This is a genomic window from Pseudomonas sp. AC083, from assembly GCF_979253165.1.
This window is the reverse complement of record NZ_CEEDDH010000002.1, coordinates 54854-71303: the sequence shown is the minus strand read 5'-3', so window position 1 is coordinate 71303 and position 16450 is coordinate 54854. Positions and strand designations below refer to the sequence as shown.

Annotated in this window: 16 protein-coding genes; 4 read left to right on the top strand and 12 right to left on the bottom strand. The window is 58.9% G+C overall.

The features are described from left to right. Positions 1–8: 8 nt before the first annotated feature. Genes AC0IXA_RS03310 through AC0IXA_RS03280 form a run of 7 tightly spaced genes read right to left on the bottom strand, consistent with a single transcriptional unit; the run spans position 9 to position 8347 of the window. The gene (locus tag AC0IXA_RS03310) at positions 9–1058 is read right to left on the bottom strand and encodes an acyltransferase family protein (protein WP_341637071.1); all 1050 of its coding nucleotides are present in this window, start codon (positions 1056–1058) and stop codon (positions 9–11) included. Between the two features lie 12 nt (positions 1059–1070). Further along, positions 1071–2174, bottom strand: a complete 1104-nt coding sequence (locus AC0IXA_RS03305; RefSeq protein ID WP_024013616.1) for a hypothetical protein — start codon at positions 2172–2174, stop codon at positions 1071–1073. Then, positions 2165–3397: an oligosaccharide flippase family protein gene (locus tag AC0IXA_RS03300; RefSeq protein ID WP_341637070.1), complete on the bottom strand. Its 1233-nt coding sequence runs from the start codon at positions 3395–3397 to the stop codon at positions 2165–2167. Before AC0IXA_RS03300 ends, AC0IXA_RS03305 begins: the two co-directional genes overlap by 10 nt. Beyond that, positions 3394–4506 carry a polysaccharide pyruvyl transferase family protein gene (locus tag AC0IXA_RS03295; RefSeq protein WP_041477306.1) on the bottom strand — a complete coding sequence of 371 codons (1113 nt, stop codon included), beginning with the start codon at positions 4504–4506 and terminating at the stop codon, positions 3394–3396. The genes AC0IXA_RS03300 and AC0IXA_RS03295 overlap by 4 nt, the downstream gene beginning before the upstream one ends. A gap of 15 nt (positions 4507–4521) precedes the next feature. After that, positions 4522–5604, bottom strand: a complete 1083-nt coding sequence (locus AC0IXA_RS03290) for a glycosyltransferase (RefSeq protein ID WP_122603757.1) — start codon at positions 5602–5604, stop codon at positions 4522–4524. A gap of 40 nt (positions 5605–5644) precedes the next feature. Next, positions 5645–7867, bottom strand: a complete 2223-nt coding sequence (locus tag AC0IXA_RS03285) for a polysaccharide biosynthesis tyrosine autokinase (protein ID WP_471811686.1) — start codon at positions 7865–7867, stop codon at positions 5645–5647. Positions 7868–7906: 39 nt separating this feature from the next. After that, positions 7907–8347 (bottom strand): low molecular weight protein-tyrosine-phosphatase, encoded by a 441-nt coding sequence (locus tag AC0IXA_RS03280; protein WP_041477312.1) that lies wholly within the window; start codon positions 8345–8347, stop codon positions 7907–7909. A 289-nt stretch (positions 8348–8636) separates the two neighbouring features. Here AC0IXA_RS03280 and AC0IXA_RS03275 point away from each other — a divergent pair, with 289 nt between their 5' ends. Together AC0IXA_RS03275 and tal are read left to right on the top strand one after the other, a co-directional pair. Beyond that, entirely contained in the window at positions 8637–9593 is a 957-nt protein-coding gene (locus AC0IXA_RS03275; protein ID WP_122508323.1) for a glycosyl hydrolase family 5, read from the top strand. A gap of 202 nt (positions 9594–9795) precedes the next feature. Further along, positions 9796–10722, top strand: a complete 927-nt coding sequence (gene tal / locus AC0IXA_RS03270; RefSeq protein WP_016775468.1) for a transaldolase — start codon at positions 9796–9798, stop codon at positions 10720–10722. 221 nt (positions 10723–10943) lie between these two features. Here tal and rssC read toward each other — a convergent pair whose 3' ends face one another. The 3 genes from rssC to AC0IXA_RS03255 form a co-directional block, all read right to left on the bottom strand. Next, positions 10944–11426 (bottom strand): anti-sigma factor antagonist RssC, encoded by a 483-nt coding sequence (rssC, locus tag AC0IXA_RS03265; protein WP_003226553.1) that lies wholly within the window; start codon positions 11424–11426, stop codon positions 10944–10946. Further along, a complete protein-coding gene (gene rssB / locus AC0IXA_RS03260) occupies positions 11426–12607 on the bottom strand; it encodes a two-component system response regulator RssB (protein WP_024013622.1) in 1182 nt (393 codons plus the stop codon). Before rssB ends, rssC begins: the two co-directional genes overlap by 1 nt. Before the next feature lie 344 nt (positions 12608–12951). Further along, on the bottom strand, positions 12952–13641 hold the full coding sequence (locus AC0IXA_RS03255) for an MlaA family lipoprotein (RefSeq protein WP_016775470.1): 690 nt from the start codon (positions 13639–13641) through the stop codon (positions 12952–12954). A 199-nt stretch (positions 13642–13840) separates the two neighbouring features. On the opposite strand from AC0IXA_RS03255, the gene AC0IXA_RS03250 reads away from it, so the two are divergent. Together AC0IXA_RS03250 and AC0IXA_RS03245 are read left to right on the top strand one after the other, a co-directional pair. Continuing rightward, positions 13841–14461 (top strand): HAD family phosphatase, encoded by a 621-nt coding sequence (locus tag AC0IXA_RS03250; protein WP_341637065.1) that lies wholly within the window; start codon positions 13841–13843, stop codon positions 14459–14461. Between the two features lie 108 nt (positions 14462–14569). Next, positions 14570–14833, top strand: a complete 264-nt coding sequence (locus AC0IXA_RS03245; RefSeq protein ID WP_471811682.1) for a DUF4404 family protein — start codon at positions 14570–14572, stop codon at positions 14831–14833. Between the two features lie 187 nt (positions 14834–15020). Here the strand turns inward: AC0IXA_RS03245 and queF are convergent, their stop codons facing one another. Then, a complete protein-coding gene (gene queF / locus AC0IXA_RS03240) occupies positions 15021–15851 on the bottom strand; it encodes an NADPH-dependent 7-cyano-7-deazaguanine reductase QueF (protein WP_471811680.1) in 831 nt (276 codons plus the stop codon). Positions 15852–15912: 61 nt separating this feature from the next. Next, positions 15913–16446 carry a copper-resistant cuproprotein CopI gene (copI, locus tag AC0IXA_RS03235; protein WP_471811678.1) on the bottom strand — a complete coding sequence of 178 codons (534 nt, stop codon included), beginning with the start codon at positions 16444–16446 and terminating at the stop codon, positions 15913–15915. Positions 16447–16450 lie beyond the last annotated feature (4 nt).

The following is a 16450-nucleotide window of genomic DNA, read 5'->3' as shown; positions in this document are numbered from 1 at the left end:
GTCAGCTCCTACAGGGAGGATTGCGTCTGTACCACCGGGGTGATGGGCGCCAACGGTTTCCGCTTCGCCGCGCGCTCGCCAAGGAACAGCACCGAGGTGAAATTGAACCGGCTGAACACCATCGCCAACAGCACCGGCCCGAGCAATCCACAACTCAGACCACCGAGCACCAGCAAGCTCTCATCCTTCACGCCGAGGCGCCCGAGGACAAACCGCGAGGTCGCTGCGAACAGCACATGAAAAAGGAAAATCGCATAGGAATATCCACCGAGCCAGGTCAGCGCTTTCGAGCGCATGTCACTCGACAGCAACGCGATGCAAGACACGCAACCCACAGCTAAACCAATCAGGCTGCGGCGATCGACAATCAGCTCACGATCGATCGCCGCGACGTACAACAGCGTCAGCGAGATCAGCACAAACAACAGCGGCCCGATCACTTTGAAACGCTGCTTCAAAATATCGACATTTTCCTGACCGATCATCCCTGCAACAAAAAACGGCAGCAGGTAAATCGCACCGTTGATACCGAACGCATCCAGCGGCAACGGCGGCAGCAGGAACAGCACCGCCGCAAACGCAAACAAACCATACAACCGCGTCGCCGAACGCAGCAGGCCGCGCCACTCCAGCAAGCCGACGAAGATGAAAATGCTGAACACCGCCTGCAGGAACCAGAAGTGGTTGATCGGTACCCAGAACGACAACAACGCATCGATCACGCCGACGTCCTTGTTCACCCCCGGCCCCACCGCTTGCAGCACCGAGAACGGCACGCCGACGCAGAACAGCGGCACGATCAGCCGCCGCACCTTGCCAGCGAAGAAGGCGGAAAAGTCATTACCGCGAATCTTGTAGATCGAATAGATGTAGCCGGAGATGAACGTGAACAGCGGCATGCGCACGTACACCATCGAGTCGGCGATGACCCGGAACGGTGAGCCGATGTCGATCTTCAAGCCGCCGCCCAGCGGGCCGATGACGTGATAGAGCACCAGCAGCAGGCACGCCAGGCCGCGCAGGGTTTCGATCTCCAGGGATTTTTTCTTGCTCGACATAGAGCACCTGCCTTAAGTGAGAATTCTTGATTCGACCTGCGCCGGTTTGTTCGCGCGCAGCATCAAGCCCAGGCCAACGAACAACACCGGCACGACCATCGAGAAGTGGCGGGCGAAGGAGCCGAAGTCCGGCTCGAACAAGCCTTGTACCAACAGAAACGCCAGCGGAATCGCGATCAGTTCCTTGGGTTTGGTCTGGATCGGCGCGCCCTTGTAGTCGGTCGAAGTGATGACCTTGAACAGCAGCAGTGCAGTCATGATCATCAGCGCAACAAAGATCACCTGCCCCGGCCCGGACAGCAGAATCAGCTCAACCGGGAACGACAGGCGGAAGAAAATGATCATCGAATCCAGTGCCTGGGAGACGAAGTCACTGCCGCTGAGCCACGAGACGATCAGCGATTTCGAGCCCTCCTCGCCCGCCGTGCGCAGCTCGTTGTTACTGGCGCGGATCGACGACACCGGAAAGCCCAGCGCCAGCTGAATGGCCATGGCCACCGCCAGATAAAACAGGAACAGCATCAGAAAGAAGGTGAAACGCGAGACGTACTTTTTCATCACGCAGACGCCGACCCACGACAGCGAAAACAGAATCCAGTACGGCCGGATCAGCACACCGTAAATCACCGCCGAAAGAAAAAAACCGCCGCGATATTTGCGCGTCAATGCGCTGAGCAGAATGCTCAACACCGCCACCGACACGATGATTTCCTTGGTCAGGTTCTCGAGGAAAAACGAACGCACGATGCCCCATAGGCACAGGGTGCCGAAAATGGTCAACGGCATGCGCCGGAACACCACTACCGGAATTGCGGTGAGGAAGAAATTGCAGAACATGCCGTAGGCCCAGGCATTGGTCAGGTTGATCCCGGTGGGCCGCAGCAGGAACGCCGAACACTCGTAGGACGAGCGATCCGGCGAGAACGGATTCCAGAAATTGCAGTTGTCGGCGCGCGCATACGACGACCACAAGGTCATCGCATCCGGCCCCGGATCGCGCGGCACCAACAGCGGCATCGCCACTGACAGAAACAGCCCGGTGAACAGAATCAGAAAGGAAATCGACGAATCGAATTTGCGCCCACGAAACTCGATGCGCGGCAGTTTCAGGCCCATGACAGCGCAGCCTTTTTCGCGCCGGTGACACGGGTCAACACTGCAATCACACTGAGCTGCACGACGATGGCGAAAACATTGCCCCACGCCGCGCCATAGATCGAGTAATGCTTGATCAGCACATAGCTGACCGGCACTGAAATCAGCAGGCAGAGCGCCGCGCTGGCCAGCGACACCCGGCTGTTTTTCGAGGCAATCAAACCGCCCCAGACAATGTCGCCAATCGCCCGCAAGGCGAACGAAAAGATCAGCACCGCGAGGAGCGCGTTATCCGGACGCGGCACGCTGGCGGCGACGTAATCGAGCAGCACATTGAAAAACACATAGATCGCCACGGCCACAACGGCGGAGACCACCAGCGAGCGCATCACCCATTTGTTGACGAACAGTTGCCTGACCGTAAATGCCTGCTGATCGGCCTGGAAACGCTTGGCCAACACCGGAATGCCGACCACTGCCACCACCGCATAGGACAACGCCTGCAAAGTGTTGGCCGCCGACCACGCATACACATATTTACCGAGGCTGGCGTAGGGCTCCAGGTCGATGATCAGAAAGCGCTCAGCGTACTGACTCAGGGCGATCAGACCGGTGCCAAGATAGAACGGCAACCCGGCCTTCCACACCGTGGCGGTGTCCAGCGGCGCGGCTTCGCGGCCCTTGTGCACGTTCACCACGATCAAATAACCAGCGACGATCACCAGCACGTTGGCGGCGACCCACAGCCACAACACACTGGCGATGCCCGCGACCCAGCCGAGCACCATGCCGCCCACCGCCAACACCGCCCACAGGCCAGTCTTGATGAAGAATAGCAAGGCACCGGCGGTGGCTTTCTGCGCGGAAAACACGAAGGAATTGATTTCGAACGACAGGTGCTCGGTGAGCAGCACCAGCGTCACGCACAGGATCAACGTGGCGGTTGCTTCCACCGACTGGAACAGCGAATAGATCAGTACCGTCAGCACCGACAGCAACAGCCCCACCGCCAGATACAGCAGCAGAACCTTGTCGACCACCCGCCGCGAACTGCCGCCGACGCTGATCAGCCGGTTTATTTCGGAACTGAAGCCGACGCTGTAGAACTTCGAAGCGATCAACGACGCCGCGACCACCACACCATAAAAGCCCAGCGCCTCGTAACCGAGGTAATGGGTGATGGCCAACACCAGCAAGAACTTCGCGCCCAAGGCTCCGCCGCGAAGCAACAGCCGAAATATCATCGAACGACACCCTTGATGATTTCGTCCATGGCCACGGTTTTCGCTTCGATTTCGCGGCAGGTGTCGGTCAGGCGCTTGCCGAAATCCGCCAGCGCATTCGGTGCGTAAACGGTGTTGATGATGGTGTCGACGTCGATATCGCCGCCGTTGATCACCCAGTCCTCGACGCCCATGTCCTGATAGGCGCCAAAGCCTTTGCGCTCGTAGCTGATGTGATACGCCGGCACGCCGGAGAGCAGCGATTCGATGGCGCCGTGCAGACGCACCGAGATCACCAGGTCCGGTTGGTACTTGGCAATGGTTGCCTTCAGCGACAGCAGATCTTCGTTGATGCCCAGCTCGCGGTAGAACGCGCCGTCATCGTTGCCACGTACGGCGCTTTGCACGGCGCAGACCACTTTGCTTTTGTTCTTCAGACGCTGCAGCAGCAGTTTCAGATTGGCCACGTAGGCGACCTTCTTCTCTTTGCTCCACTCCGGGGGCTTGCGCAGCACCACGCACACCGTCGCCGGCGAGGCGGCGCAGCGGGTGAATTTCGGTTGCTGAAGAATCTTGCTCGCCAGCGACTGCACGGCCAGATCCGGCGCGCGGTAGACGTTTTCGCAAGCATCAAAAATTGCCGAGGAACGGTTGTCACGCACGAACACCGCATCAGCGCTGGCGTAGTGTTCAACGATCTTGCTGCTCTCGCCATGAAACGGGCCGATGCTCTGCGGCAGGTAAACCGAAGGCACTTTGCTGAGAATCGCGGTTTCCAGTTGCTTGGCGTGGCCAAGCTTAAGCTTGATGTGCTCGAAGGCGCTTTTCGAACGCATGTAGCCGCCGCCGACACCGACGATCAGATCGGTCTTCTTCAGCAGATCGGCGAGCCCGGCGTAGGACTGATTGAGAAACACCGCTTGCTTGACCCGCCCCAGACCCTTGGCCGCCATCACCGGCGCATCGAAACGCGGGTGCGGCAGATAGTTGAACGACTCAGGGTCGGACGCCACGACACTGATCGCGGTGTCGTCGCCGAAGTTACGCTGCACCAGAGCAATGGCCAGATCGACGAGCAGACCGTCACCGGAGTTGGACGCACTGTAGCCATGCAAAATCGTTACGTTCATAAGCTTGAGTTCTACTTAATAAGTGGGAGCGTGATACAGGTCGTAGGTCTGGCGGATCATCAACGCGGCGCTGAAGCGTTCGCGGACAATGCTCCGGCCTTCGTTGCCGAGGTCGAGCAGGCGCGGCTTCTGGATGATCGTCAACACGTCGGCCAGCGCCTGGTGATCGCCGGACGGAAACACGTAGCCGGACACTTCGTTGGTGACCAGTTCCGGCAGTGAAGTGCAGTTGCTGGCAATCACCGGCAGCCCCATGGCCATGCCTTCCAGCGGCACCATGGCAAAGCCTTCCCAGCGACTCGGCACGATCAGCGCATCGGCTTTCTGATACAGCGCCTGCACTTCACTCGGGGTCACCCACGGCAGGTACTCGACCGAATCCATCGGCGGGCACTCCACCGAGTCCTCGTTTACCGCACTGCCAACCACCGTCAGTTTGAGGTCGTTGCGATTGACCTTGGCGTAGGCCTTGAGCAGCACGTCGAAGCCTTTCTGGTAATCCAGGCGCCCGACGAACAGCAGATGAATCGGCTCGGCGCCAGCGCTTTTCGGCGCGTCATCCTTGTGATGAATGCCGTTGTAGATCAGCTTCATGCGCTTGCGTTCGATGCCGAAACGCGCGGCTTTATCCAGCTCGTACTGGCTGACGCAAATGATCACGTCGGTGACTTTCTGCAACACCCGCTCGATCCACGCATAGACCTTCTGCTTGGTCGGCGAGCTTTCCATCAGGAACGAAAACGCATGCGGGCAGTAGACGATTTTCGGCTTGCGCCATGGTCGCAACAGCACGCACACAACACGGCCGATCACCCCGGAAAAGGTGCTGTGCAAATGCACCACGTCGGGTTTTTCCTTGAGCAGCACCTGGCTCAGACGCCAGGCGAAACGCAGCAGCGATGGCACGTTGCGACCACTGCGTGGAAAGGTGCGCACCTGCTGCGGGGCGATGCCGTGCAGCTCCCTGGCCTGATCCTCGGGCACCAGATAGACCAGTTGATAATTCGCCGCGTCATCTTCGGGGGATGCCGAGATCGTGCGGATCACCGTCGCCACGCCACCTTTGATCGTCTCTGCCACGTGCAGTATTTTTTTCACAACTCACCCACTTCAAACAGGAAAGAACAATCGGCAACCATCAGGATTTGTCGGACGCGTATTCGTAGTTGTAATAGCCAGTGCCGCCGTAATAGCTGGCCGCACGCTTCTCGACGCCGTTGAACACCGCGCCTTTCAACTCGATGCCGTTCTGGGCGAAGCGGCGAATGGTCAGTTCGATCTCTTTGGCCGGGTTCACGCCGAAGCGGGTGACGATCAGGCTGATGCCGGCTTCGCGACCGACGATGGCAGCATCGGTCACTGCCAACAGCGGCGGCGTGTCGATGATCACCAGGTCGTAGCGCTCGCTGAGTTCTGCCAGCAGTTCGCGAAAGTTGGCGTGCATAAGCAATTCGGAAGGATTGGGCGGCACTTGCCCCCGGCTGATGAAATGCAGGTTGTCGACTTCGACCTTGTTGATCGCCTGTTCGAGGGTGCAGCGCTTGACCAGCAGGTCGGACAAACCATTGCTGATCGGGGTGTTGAGGGTTTTGTGCAGATGCCCTTTGCGCATGTCGGCATCGATCAGCACCACGCGCTGGCCGCTCAGGGCCATGACCGCCGCAAGGTTGGACGAGACGAAGGTCTTGCCGACCTGCGGGCTTGGCCCGGAAATCATGATGCGGTTGTTGGTCGAATCGAGCCCGGCAAAGTGCAGGCAGGTGCGCAGGCTGCGGATCGATTCGATCGACAGATCAGTCGGGTTGCGCAGCGCCAGCAGGTACGCCGGCTTGTCGACGCCATCGCGGGCGCGGCCCTTTTTGTTGTCCTCTTCTTCCTGCAAGGCGCTGTAGGGAATCGACGCATAAACCGGCAGGCCCAACTGCTCGATGCCCTCCGGACCTTCAAGGCCTCGGCTGAGGGACTTGCGCAGCAGCACCAGCGCCACGCCGACAAACGCGCCGAGCAATGTCGCGATCAGCACGATCAGTGGTTTCTTCGGTTTGATCGGATTGGTCAGGTCGACATCGGCAGTGTCGATCAGGCGCACGTTGCCGACGGCCCCGGCGCGGACGATGTCGAGCTCTTGGGATTTGTTCAGCAACTGCGTGTAGATCTGCGAAGCCACCTCGACGTCGCGGGTCAGGTTGAGCAGTTCCTGCTGGGTGGCCGGCAAGTCCTGAACCTTGCCTTCGAGGGATTTCTTCTGCTGGGTCAATTCGCCGATCTGCGTCATCAAGGCGCGATAGGCCGGGTGCTGTTTGGTGAACTTGCGATCGAGTTCGGCCTGCTGCATTTTCAGCTCGGAAATGCGCGTTTCCAGCGCCACCGACTGGCCCAGCACCGACTGGGTTTCCAGCGAAATGTTCACGGTCTTGCCGTGGGTCTGGTAAGCATTCAAGGCGTCGCTGGCCTTGGCCAGATCACGCTTGACCTGGGGCAACTGGCTTTGCAGAAAAGCGAGGCTCTGCGCGGCTTCCGCCGAGGTGCGCCGTACGTTCTGTTCGACGTAGAGCGAGGCGATCTTGTTGAGGATCTTCACCGCCTCGGCCGCGTCCGAGCTGGCCAGCGCCAGACGAATGATCCCCGACTCCTTGCCCTGTTCGGAGATATCCAGCGCGTCCTGATAGCCCTGAATGGTCACGATGCGTGGATTGCGCACCACCTGAAAGCGCGTGCCGGGGTTGGCCGACAAGTGCGCGATCTGCCCTTCTACGCCGTCGTTGGCAAACGCTTCGCCGGCCACGCCTTCGGCGAGCAGATTGTCGTTTTCATCGAACAGCTCAAAGCGCTGCTGCTCGCCGGCAATCAGGGTAAGTTTCTTGCCGAGCAAGTCTTTCGGCAATTGCAGCCGGTTGAACTCCAGACGCTCGCCACCCCAGGCGTAACTGTTCAAACCGAAACGCGGCGGCGCGACGCTGGTCTCGCTGTCTCCGCGATAACGCCGCGAAAGAAAGCCACCGATCAACGGGAACGTGTTGGGGGTGACGTCGATATCCAGGCGCAGGTCGTCAACGGTTTTGCCGATCACCGCGCGGGATTTGATGATGCCGATTTCGGTCACCGACGGCGATTGCCCGCCGAGCATGCTGTTGAGGTCGGAGAAACCGAGCATGTCGTTCTTTTTCGGTTCGACCTGCACCAGCGCGTTCGCCAGGTAAACCGGCGTTGCCAGAACCGCATAGGCGACGCCGGTGACCATGAAGGCACCGGTCAGCGCGCCGATCAGCCACTTCTGGTCGATCAGGCTGCCGAAGATGCCGAGCAGATCAATACTGTCTTGATCATTGTCGCGGGTGCCGATTACGGACGGTAACTGCATAAGTCTGTTCTTACCATTTACTGTTCTGAAGAAGATTCATCAATGCCCGAGACGCTTTGCCCATGAACTAACAGCATCTTCAATCAATGCGTGGGCATGAATAAACGCGGCTTTGCCTTGACGATACGGATCATGTATTTCGCGCTCGCTCTGCCACTTGCCGAGCAGAAACACTTTGCCTCGGGCGTGGGAGGCAATCTTCAGCACTTGATTGACGTGGGTCTTTTCCATGACCAGGATCAGGTCCGAGTCATTGACGATGTCCGAGGTCAGTTGCCGCGCCTTGAAGGCCTCGGCGCAATGCCCGTGCTCTTCGAGAACCTGCCGCGCCGAGGCCTCCACGCCCTCGCCCACGCGGGCGGACAGCCCGGCAGAGGACACGGTGATGGCGGACTGGCCCAGCGCGTTGCGCAGCAGCAGTTCAGCCGTAGGACTTCGGCAGATATTGCCCACGCAGACAACGAGGATCTTTTTGAACAAGTCTTGCTTTCCTGTGTAATATCAAACAGCCAACATGCCGTGAAAGTTAATGAACCCTCTCGACTTTCCTGCACTCAGAAATAGCTTCGCCCTGTTAGTACAGGAACATTAAGTACCACAGCGTTTTAAGCCGCCCCAACCACAATTAGCGGACTAAAAATAACTGTGATTTTCAGTTGCTGTTTTCCTGACAAAAAATAACATTCGCGCACTTAGTGCCATCACCGTTATCGGAAATTGAGTAACGGGACAAATATTCGTAGTTGTCATTCTCTTCAGGAGAGCAGACATGAAAACAGCACAGCGCAATAAACTCGCCGCCCTCGCCCTGATGGCGCTCGGTGCCGCCAGCCAGGTTCACGCCAGTGAGCTGTTCCCCAACCTTCCAGCAAAAACCATCGGCGTGCAGGTGAAAATCCAGAGCTTCACCGCCGCCGATGCCGCGCAAATCAAGGCCGCAGGCTTCAGCTTTGTGCGCTTCGGCGTGTGGAGCGACAGCCTCACCGCCAAGACGTATCAGAAACAGGTCAGTGACGCCTTCGCCGCCGCCGCTTCCGCCGGGCTGCCGGTGCTGCTGACGGTGCGCGCAATCAAGGCACTGCCGGCCACTTCGCCGGAGGAGCTGAACGCCGCCGGCGGTAAGTTCGCCAACACCGTGACCGGGCTGGAAAAAACCTGGAGTTCGCAATTGGTGGCGATCGAAATCTGGAACGAGCCTGACCTGGAAACCTATTGGCCGACGCGCAATTTCGACACCACCTTCGTGCCGTTCATGGCTGGCATGTGCAAGGCATTCGAAGGTCAGCCGCAGACGACGCCACGGGTCGGTTTCGGCTTCGCCCGGCCGCCCAGCGCCGGCTCGGCGTCGACGGTGGCGATGAAAAGTATCGTCAGCGATTACCCCAAATGCTTGAACGCCGTGTCCTATCACCCTTACGGCATGACCGCCACGCAGATCAGCAACGCGCAGACGTTCATCCAGCAGAACTTCAATCTGCCGGGGGTCATCAGTGAATGGGGGGTTTCGGCCCTCGCCTCCAACGGTGGCCCTGAAGGACAAGCGAGCAAAATCAACGCGTTTATTACCGACGTTAAACGCCTCAATATTCCCCTGACCTCTATCTATGAATGGCGGAACAGTGATTCGGGCAGCAACGATCGCGAGAAGAACTTCGGCTTTCTCACCTCTGACGGCCAGCCAAAACCGGCACGCTTGTCGGTAGAAGGTCTGTTGAACGCTGAGTAAACCTTGGGCAACCGGTCTGTTCACAGGTCGGTTGCTTTGAACCTGTGGGCTGTTTTGGCATCGTATTCAGCGACACCGCGCCCCGCCTTTCAAACAATCGTTTTCAGGTTGTTGCCGCAGGGGCCATCGATCCACGAATGCACCCTTGAGTGCCCGTCAGCGCTCGGGTAATGTCTTCAGACCCATAGGATAGAGCACGCCCATGACTTCCAAGCTGGAACAACTCAAACAGTTCACCACCGTAGTTGCCGACACCGGCGACTTCGAAGCGATCGCCCGAGTCAAACCGACCGATGCCACCACCAACCCTTCCCTGCTGCTCAAGGCTTCGGCCATTCACGGTTACGCCGAACTGCTGAACGATTGCGTTCGCGACTGCAAGGGCGATGTCGGCCTGGCCAGCGACCGTTTCGGCGTCGCAGTGGGCAAGGAAATTCTCAACGTGGTTCCGGGCCGCATCTCCACCGAAGTGGATGCGCGCCTGTCCTTCGATCAGGATGCGATCCTCAAGCGTGCGCATCGTCTGATCGAGCTGTACGACAAGGCCGGCGTCGGCCGTGACCGCGTGCTGATCAAGATCGCCTCGACCTGGGAAGGCATCCGCGCCGCCGAGATCCTCGAGAAGGAAGGCATCCAGACCAACCTGACCCTGCTGTTCTCCTTCGCCCAGGCGGCCGCCTGCGCCGACGCCGGGGTGTTCCTGATTTCGCCGTTCGTGGGCCGTATCTACGACTGGTACAAGAAGGCCAACGGCAACGACTACACCGGCGCCGATGATCCTGGCGTGCAGTCGGTGACGCGCATCTACAACTACTACAAGGCCAATGACTACAAGACCGTAGTCATGGGGGCCAGCTTCCGTAACATCAACCAGATCGAACAACTGGCTGGCTGTGATCGCCTGACCATCAGCCCGGAACTGCTGGAGAAGCTGGCCGCCGATACCGGCAAGCTGGAACGCAAACTGGCGCCAGGCAATGCCGGTGAAGCGCGTCTGAGCCTCAACGAAGCGCAATTCCGCTGGTTGTCCAACGAGGACGCGATGGCCACCGAGAAACTGGCTGAAGGCATCCGTCAGTTCGCGCGCGACCAGGAGAAGCTGGAAGCGTTGCTGCAGGCCAAGCTGTGATTTGAGTTTGTAGAATGCAAATGCAAAAAGGGCGAACCTGTGAGGGTTCGCCCTTTTTCATTTTGCCTGCACTGATAAATGTATCGACCGACCCGACGCCATCGCGGGCAAGCCCGCTCCCACAGGGTATGTGGAGAACCCAAGTTTGAGGTTTCACGCGATCATTGTGGGAGCGGGCTTGCCCGCGATGAGGCCAGCCCAGACACCATCACTTCATGAAATCAATGTCTTTCGAGCGCATTGACCAGATCATGAAACGCTTCACGATTGGAATCGTTCAGGCCCATGAGAATCTTGTGCGCTTCCAGCACCTTGATTCGCACCACTTCTTCGGATTGGTCCTGATCCGGCAGGTCGTCCAGGCACTCCGGGCACGGCACCGGGTGGTTGACGATGTTGAACACCTGCTCGAAGCCCATCGACTGCAAAAGCCGAGTGATGTCTTCGTGGGTGGTGACAACCGTCGGCAACAGGCCGACCTTCTGCCGCGACAGGATCGACAGTTTGGCCAGCAGGCCCAAGGTGGTGCTGTCGATGCTGCGGGTTTCGGTCAAATCGATCACGATCGCGTTGAAATTCAGCGCGGTGAAGATTTTCTCAATAGTCGCATCCAACGCCGAACACAGGGTCAGGCGAACTTCACCGACGAACTTCAGGACGAAGGTGCCGTCCTGCTCGGCGAACTGGATTCTACCGGTACTCATTAAAGATTCCTGCTCAACACCAACAGGGCGATATCATCCGGCATCTCCCCTAGCGTGGCCAAACCAAACACTTGCCGCAGACCATCCAGGCTGCCGCCCGCTGACTTCACCCGTTCGGGCAAAGCAGCCTCTTTTTCTTTGAGCGTTGCTTCCGGCAAAAGGTCCAGAATGCCATCAGACATCAGCGTCAGGCTGAACGTCGGCGGCAGCTCAAGCACGTGGTCTTCGTAAGTGGCTTCATTGAAAAGCCCCACCGGCAGGCCACGGCCTTCGAGATAACGAACACTGTCAGGCGTGTACAACACAGGCAAAGGCAGATGGCCGCCAATGCTATAGGTCAACAAACCGGTCTCCTCGTCGATGACTCCACCGACCATTGTGACGTGTTTACCCAGCTTACAACTGATCAGCCCCCGGTTGATATGACCGAGCACTTCCGAAGGCTTGAACTCCGGCAAGGTACCGCTGCGTTTCGATTCGAAGAGCAAACGCGTGGTCATGAACTTCAACAGCACGGTGACGAAGGCTGATGACGCGCCATGCCCGGAAACATCCGCCAGATAAAACGCGACCCGGCGCTCGTCGACACGGAAATAGTCGACAAAATCACCCGACAGGTACAACGACGGGATGATCTGGTGGGCAAAATTGAATTCGTCAATGCTCCACGGGCTTTCCGGCAGCATGTTCATCTGCACCTGGCGACCGGCGTTCTGGTCTTCCTGGAGCAGGTTCAGGCTGGCTTCGAGCTCGCGGTTGGCCTTTTCCAGCTTCTCGCTGTAGCGCTGGTTTTCCAGCAGCAGCCGCGCACGATCCAGGGCCCGGCGCACGGAGTGCTCGAGCACAGCCAGATCTTCGAGAGGCTTGATCAGGTAATCCGCCGCGCCCAGGCGCAGGGCCTCGACCGCGTCATTCATCACCCCGGCACCCGAGACCACGATCACCGGCGTATCGGGTGAGCGCTCGGTGACCTGACGGATCAGTTCGAGACCGCCCATCTGCGGCATGCGCAGATCGCAGATGACCAGATCGGGCTCGTCTTGCTCGAATACCTGAAGACCCTGTTGACCGTTGCCGGCCTGCAGGACGCTGAAACCACTGTCTTCCAGATAGGCCGCGAGGCTCGCGCGCACTACCTCGTCATCATCGATTATCAGCAGCGTGGCACTGGTTTTTGGCATGTGGGCAAACGGCGCCAGAATTAGGTTGGCGTAGTGAGCGGGGCAACGGCCCTGCGCAGACTACTGGATTCGCTTTCTAGCCTCTCTGTTGCAGCGCTTTCAAGCATTCGCCTGGCGCGCGGTTTTAAACAGAGGTGCCCTTCTAAGGCGCAGACGGTACTCCCATCCGCAGAGCGTTTCAAGCATGCGCCGATTGTCGCTTGACGACTTTGTTTGTCAAATCACCGGGAGTTATAAGAACCGCTCCAACGGTAACCCGATGGAAGGTAGCGGCAGTCGCCGGTGACGCTCTGGCGCGGACAAAAAAGGCGACCCGAGGGTCGCCTTTCTGTCGCCGGTCGAAATCAGAAATCGTCTTCGACCTGACCGTCCTTCACCTTGAACTCGCGGTTTTGCAGGTAAGCATTGCGGATGAAGGTGTATTTGTCGCCGCTGATCAGCTTCTCGCTCGACAGCAGGCTGGCGCGGGTGTCGACGATGTTCAGGCCGAAGATCGAGTTACGCGTCGGCACGTGGTCGATGTAGCGGTACGCGCCGGTGAAGCTGTCGACGTATTTCGACGGTGCGTCACGCAGGGTGCTCGGGCCCATCAGCGGCAGCATCACGTACGGGCCGCTGCCCACGCCCCAGTAACCGAGGGTCTGACCGAAGTCTTCGTCGCTGCGGTTCAAGCCCATCTTGGTGCCGACGTCGAAGAAACCGAGCAGACCGAAGGTGGTGTTGAAAATCAGTCGGGCGGTATCAACGCCCGCCGCAGCCGGTTTGGCCTGGAGGATGTTGTTCGCCAGGTTGGTCACGTCACCGACGTTGCGGAACATATTGTGAATGCCGTCTTCAACGAACTGCGGGGTGATGAACTCATAACCCTGCGCCAATGGCTTCAGCGCGTAGGTGTCAACGAAGTCGTTGAACTGGAAAATCGGCCGGTTGACGCTTTCCCAAGGGTCTTCTTCGGTGGCCGCCTGGGTGGCGAACGGCGCCAGCAACAGGCTGGCACATACACTTAGCTGAGTGAGCGAAGGGCTCCAGCGCATAGAAAAACTCCTTGGATTCGATACTGGCGCGGTCCTCTCGGCCCGGGCATTAAGGCCGCTAGTATAAGCGTAAACGGCAATTTGGGCAGTCTGCCGCTGCAAGGATATGCAGGAAGTTTCCTACGCCGGCTTTCACCCGCCTGTCATGCAACTGTCACCCCAGCGCCCTAGTCTTGAGCGTTATTTCAGGGACGTTGCCATGACTCACGCCGAAACCTTGCCCGTCGCCGCGCCCGGCCTGACTGCCGTGCTGTTCGGCCTGAGCGGTTGCCTGGTGGATTTCGGTGCCCGCGCCGCGCAAGAGCTCAACGCCCAGCCGGAACATGCCCAAACTACGCCCGGCGCACTCGATAGCCTGAAAAGTTTGCAGCGCCAGGGAATTCCCTGCGCGTGGCTCGACGAATTGCCCCCTGCCCTCGCTCAGCCACTGGCCGCCTCGCTGCCAGACTGGATCAAACCGCCGCAACATTCAGCAACAATGAATCCATGGCCAGCGCCCAATGCGTGCTGGCAGGCATTGATGGATCTGAACATCGATCGCCTCGATGGCTGCGTACTGGTCAGCGGTGAACCGCGGCTGTTACAGGCCGGCCTGAACGCCGGATTATGGACAATTGGTCTGGCGTCCTGCGGCTCGCTGTGCGGCCTTAACCCAAGCGAATGGCAGGCGCTCTCGCAAAAGGAGCGCGAACAGTTGCGCGGCAAGGCAACCGTGCAGTTGTTCGGCCTGGGTGTGCATTCGGTGATCGATCATCTCGGCGAACTGGACGCCTGCCTCGCCGACATCAGCCTGCGCCGCGCCAAAGGCGAAAAGCCCTGATCGGCGTCATGCAGGTTTACCGAGAGTGGATTAATCTAAAGGTCAGCCATAGACCTTTGGCGCGCGGCTGCGGTCAATGCCAGTGCCTATTGATAAAAGGAAACCACCATGCCCGCCCATGAACTGCAAAAACAGCTCGATACCCTGCGCGAGCAGCTGGAACAGAATCCACCGCTGTCGGAAGTCGAGCGTGAGGATCTGCGTGAGTTGATGGCGCAGATTGAATCTAAGATCCAGCTGGAGACCGCCACCCAGGACGCGAGCATCGCCGATGGTGTGAACCTGGCGGTCGAGCGCTTCGAAGTCGAACACCCGGCGATCGCCGGCACCCTGCGCAATATCATGAATACGCTGGGCAGCATGGGCATCTGACGCCCCGCCGCACAAAAAAGCCCTGCCAGCGATGGCAGGGCTTTTTCATTTGCAAAATGTGCATGCAAGCCCTTGTGGGAGCGAGCCTGCTCGCGAAGGCGTCATGTCAGTCGACATCATCGTTGAATGAACCACCGCATTCGCGAGCAGGCTCGCTCCCACAAGGGATATCGCACATTCCGTTTCTTTATTGACGTACGAGCCGGTGATTCGGCAACTGCACCTGTTCAGTGCTGCGATACGGGTTGATATCCAGCCCACCCCGGCGCACATAGCGCGCAAACACCGTGAGTTTCTCCGGCTTCAACAACCGCTGCAGATCGAGAAAAATCCGCTCCACGCATTGCTCATGGAAGTCCGAATGCTGGCGGAAGCTGACGATGTACTCCAGCAGGCTGGCGTGATCCAGCGCGGCGCCGCGATATTCCACCACGACGCTGCCCCAGTCCGGCTGGCTGGTCACCGGGCAGTTGGATTTGAGCAAGTGGCTGTGCACGCTCTCTTCAACGATCCGCGAAGCATCGCAACGCAGCAGTTCCGGACGCGGATGCTCATAGTTGCTGACGCTGATATCCAGATCGTCGATGCACACGCCCGGCAACGCCACCACACCTTCAGCTTCCACGTCTTTCAGACTGCGCACCCGCACGCCCACCGGTTTGCCGGCAGCGGCGGACAGATCCTTGACCAGCGTCGCTTGCAATGTCGCGACGTCGGCGAACGGCGTCTGGTTCAGCGAGTTGAGGTAGAGCTTGAACGACTTCGATTCGATGATGTTCGGCGAATCCGCCGGGATGCTGAATTCAGCGATTGCCACCACCGGCTTGCCCGAGGGCAGCAGCCACGACAGCTCGAAGCAGTTCCAGAAATCCACGCCTTTATACGGCAGGGTTTCGGCGGTCAGGCCCAGCTCGGCCCATTTCGCGGTACGCGGAATCGGGAACAGCAGGGACGGTGTGTACGTGGCGATGTATTCGCTGGATTTGCCCAGCGGCGAATGTTCGGCTGCGGGATGCATGGCGGAAACCTGACTGAAGAATCAGCGGATTCTACCAGCCTTTGCCCGCGCCTTTGAGTGCTTACTGACTGACTGTGAGTTTGCCGACCATGCCAGCCTGATAATGCCCGGGGATATTGCAGGCAAACTCGAGCGCCGTTGCCTTGCTGAAGGTCCAGGTCAACTCAGCAGTTTTACCGGGCTCAACCAGTACGCTGTTGGGGTCGTCATGCTGCATGCCACGGCCCATCGCCGCGTGATCCATGCCTGCCATGTCGTGGGGCATTTCTTTCATGCCGGTAGGCGTAAGCATGCCGCTTTGCTGCATCTGCAACATTTCCTGCTGGTGACTGGCATGCATCGCCGCATCACCGAGGTTGAATTCGTGCAGTAACTGGCCTTTATTCACCAGCACAAAGCGAATGGTCTCACCGGCCTTGACCTGTATGGCTTTCGGGTCGAAGTTCATGTCGCCCATGACGATTTCGATAGTCCGCGTGGCCTGGCTCGCCGCTGCCGGCTGGCCGAAGGCAAAGGTGTGCACCGGTGTCGCCCATGCTGGCGTACTCAATGCCAGCAGACAGGCGGCTATTTTCAGGGAGGTGCGCAAAAACATGGTC

What these genes read in the sequence shown, in the direction of transcription:
- AC0IXA_RS03310 (WP_341637071.1), bottom strand. Translation starts at nt 1,058, where the DNA reads ATGTCGAGCAAGAAAAAATCCCTGGAGATCGAAACCCTGCGCGGCCTG.
- AC0IXA_RS03305 (WP_024013616.1), bottom strand. Translation starts at nt 2,174, where the DNA reads ATGGGCCTGAAACTGCCGCGCATCGAGTTTCGTGGGCGCAAATTCGAT.
- AC0IXA_RS03300 (WP_341637070.1), bottom strand. Translation starts at nt 3,397, where the DNA reads ATGATATTTCGGCTGTTGCTTCGCGGCGGAGCCTTGGGCGCGAAGTTC.
- AC0IXA_RS03295 (WP_041477306.1), bottom strand. Translation starts at nt 4,506, where the DNA reads ATGAACGTAACGATTTTGCATGGCTACAGTGCGTCCAACTCCGGTGAC.
- AC0IXA_RS03285 (WP_471811686.1), bottom strand. Translation starts at nt 7,867, where the DNA reads ATGCAGTTACCGTCCGTAATCGGCACCCGCGACAATGATCAAGACAGT.
- AC0IXA_RS03275 (WP_122508323.1), top strand. Translation starts at nt 8,637, where the DNA reads ATGAAAACAGCACAGCGCAATAAACTCGCCGCCCTCGCCCTGATGGCG.
- tal (WP_016775468.1), top strand. Translation starts at nt 9,796, where the DNA reads ATGACTTCCAAGCTGGAACAACTCAAACAGTTCACCACCGTAGTTGCC.
- rssC (WP_003226553.1), bottom strand. Translation starts at nt 11,426, where the DNA reads ATGAGTACCGGTAGAATCCAGTTCGCCGAGCAGGACGGCACCTTCGTC.
- rssB (WP_024013622.1), bottom strand. Translation starts at nt 12,607, where the DNA reads ATGCCAAAAACCAGTGCCACGCTGCTGATAATCGATGATGACGAGGTA.
- AC0IXA_RS03255 (WP_016775470.1), bottom strand. Translation starts at nt 13,641, where the DNA reads ATGCGCTGGAGCCCTTCGCTCACTCAGCTAAGTGTATGTGCCAGCCTG.
- AC0IXA_RS03250 (WP_341637065.1), top strand. Translation starts at nt 13,841, where the DNA reads ATGACTCACGCCGAAACCTTGCCCGTCGCCGCGCCCGGCCTGACTGCC.
- AC0IXA_RS03245 (WP_471811682.1), top strand. Translation starts at nt 14,570, where the DNA reads ATGCCCGCCCATGAACTGCAAAAACAGCTCGATACCCTGCGCGAGCAG.
- queF (WP_471811680.1), bottom strand. Translation starts at nt 15,851, where the DNA reads ATGCATCCCGCAGCCGAACATTCGCCGCTGGGCAAATCCAGCGAATAC.
- copI (WP_471811678.1), bottom strand. Translation starts at nt 16,446, where the DNA reads ATGTTTTTGCGCACCTCCCTGAAAATAGCCGCCTGTCTGCTGGCATTG.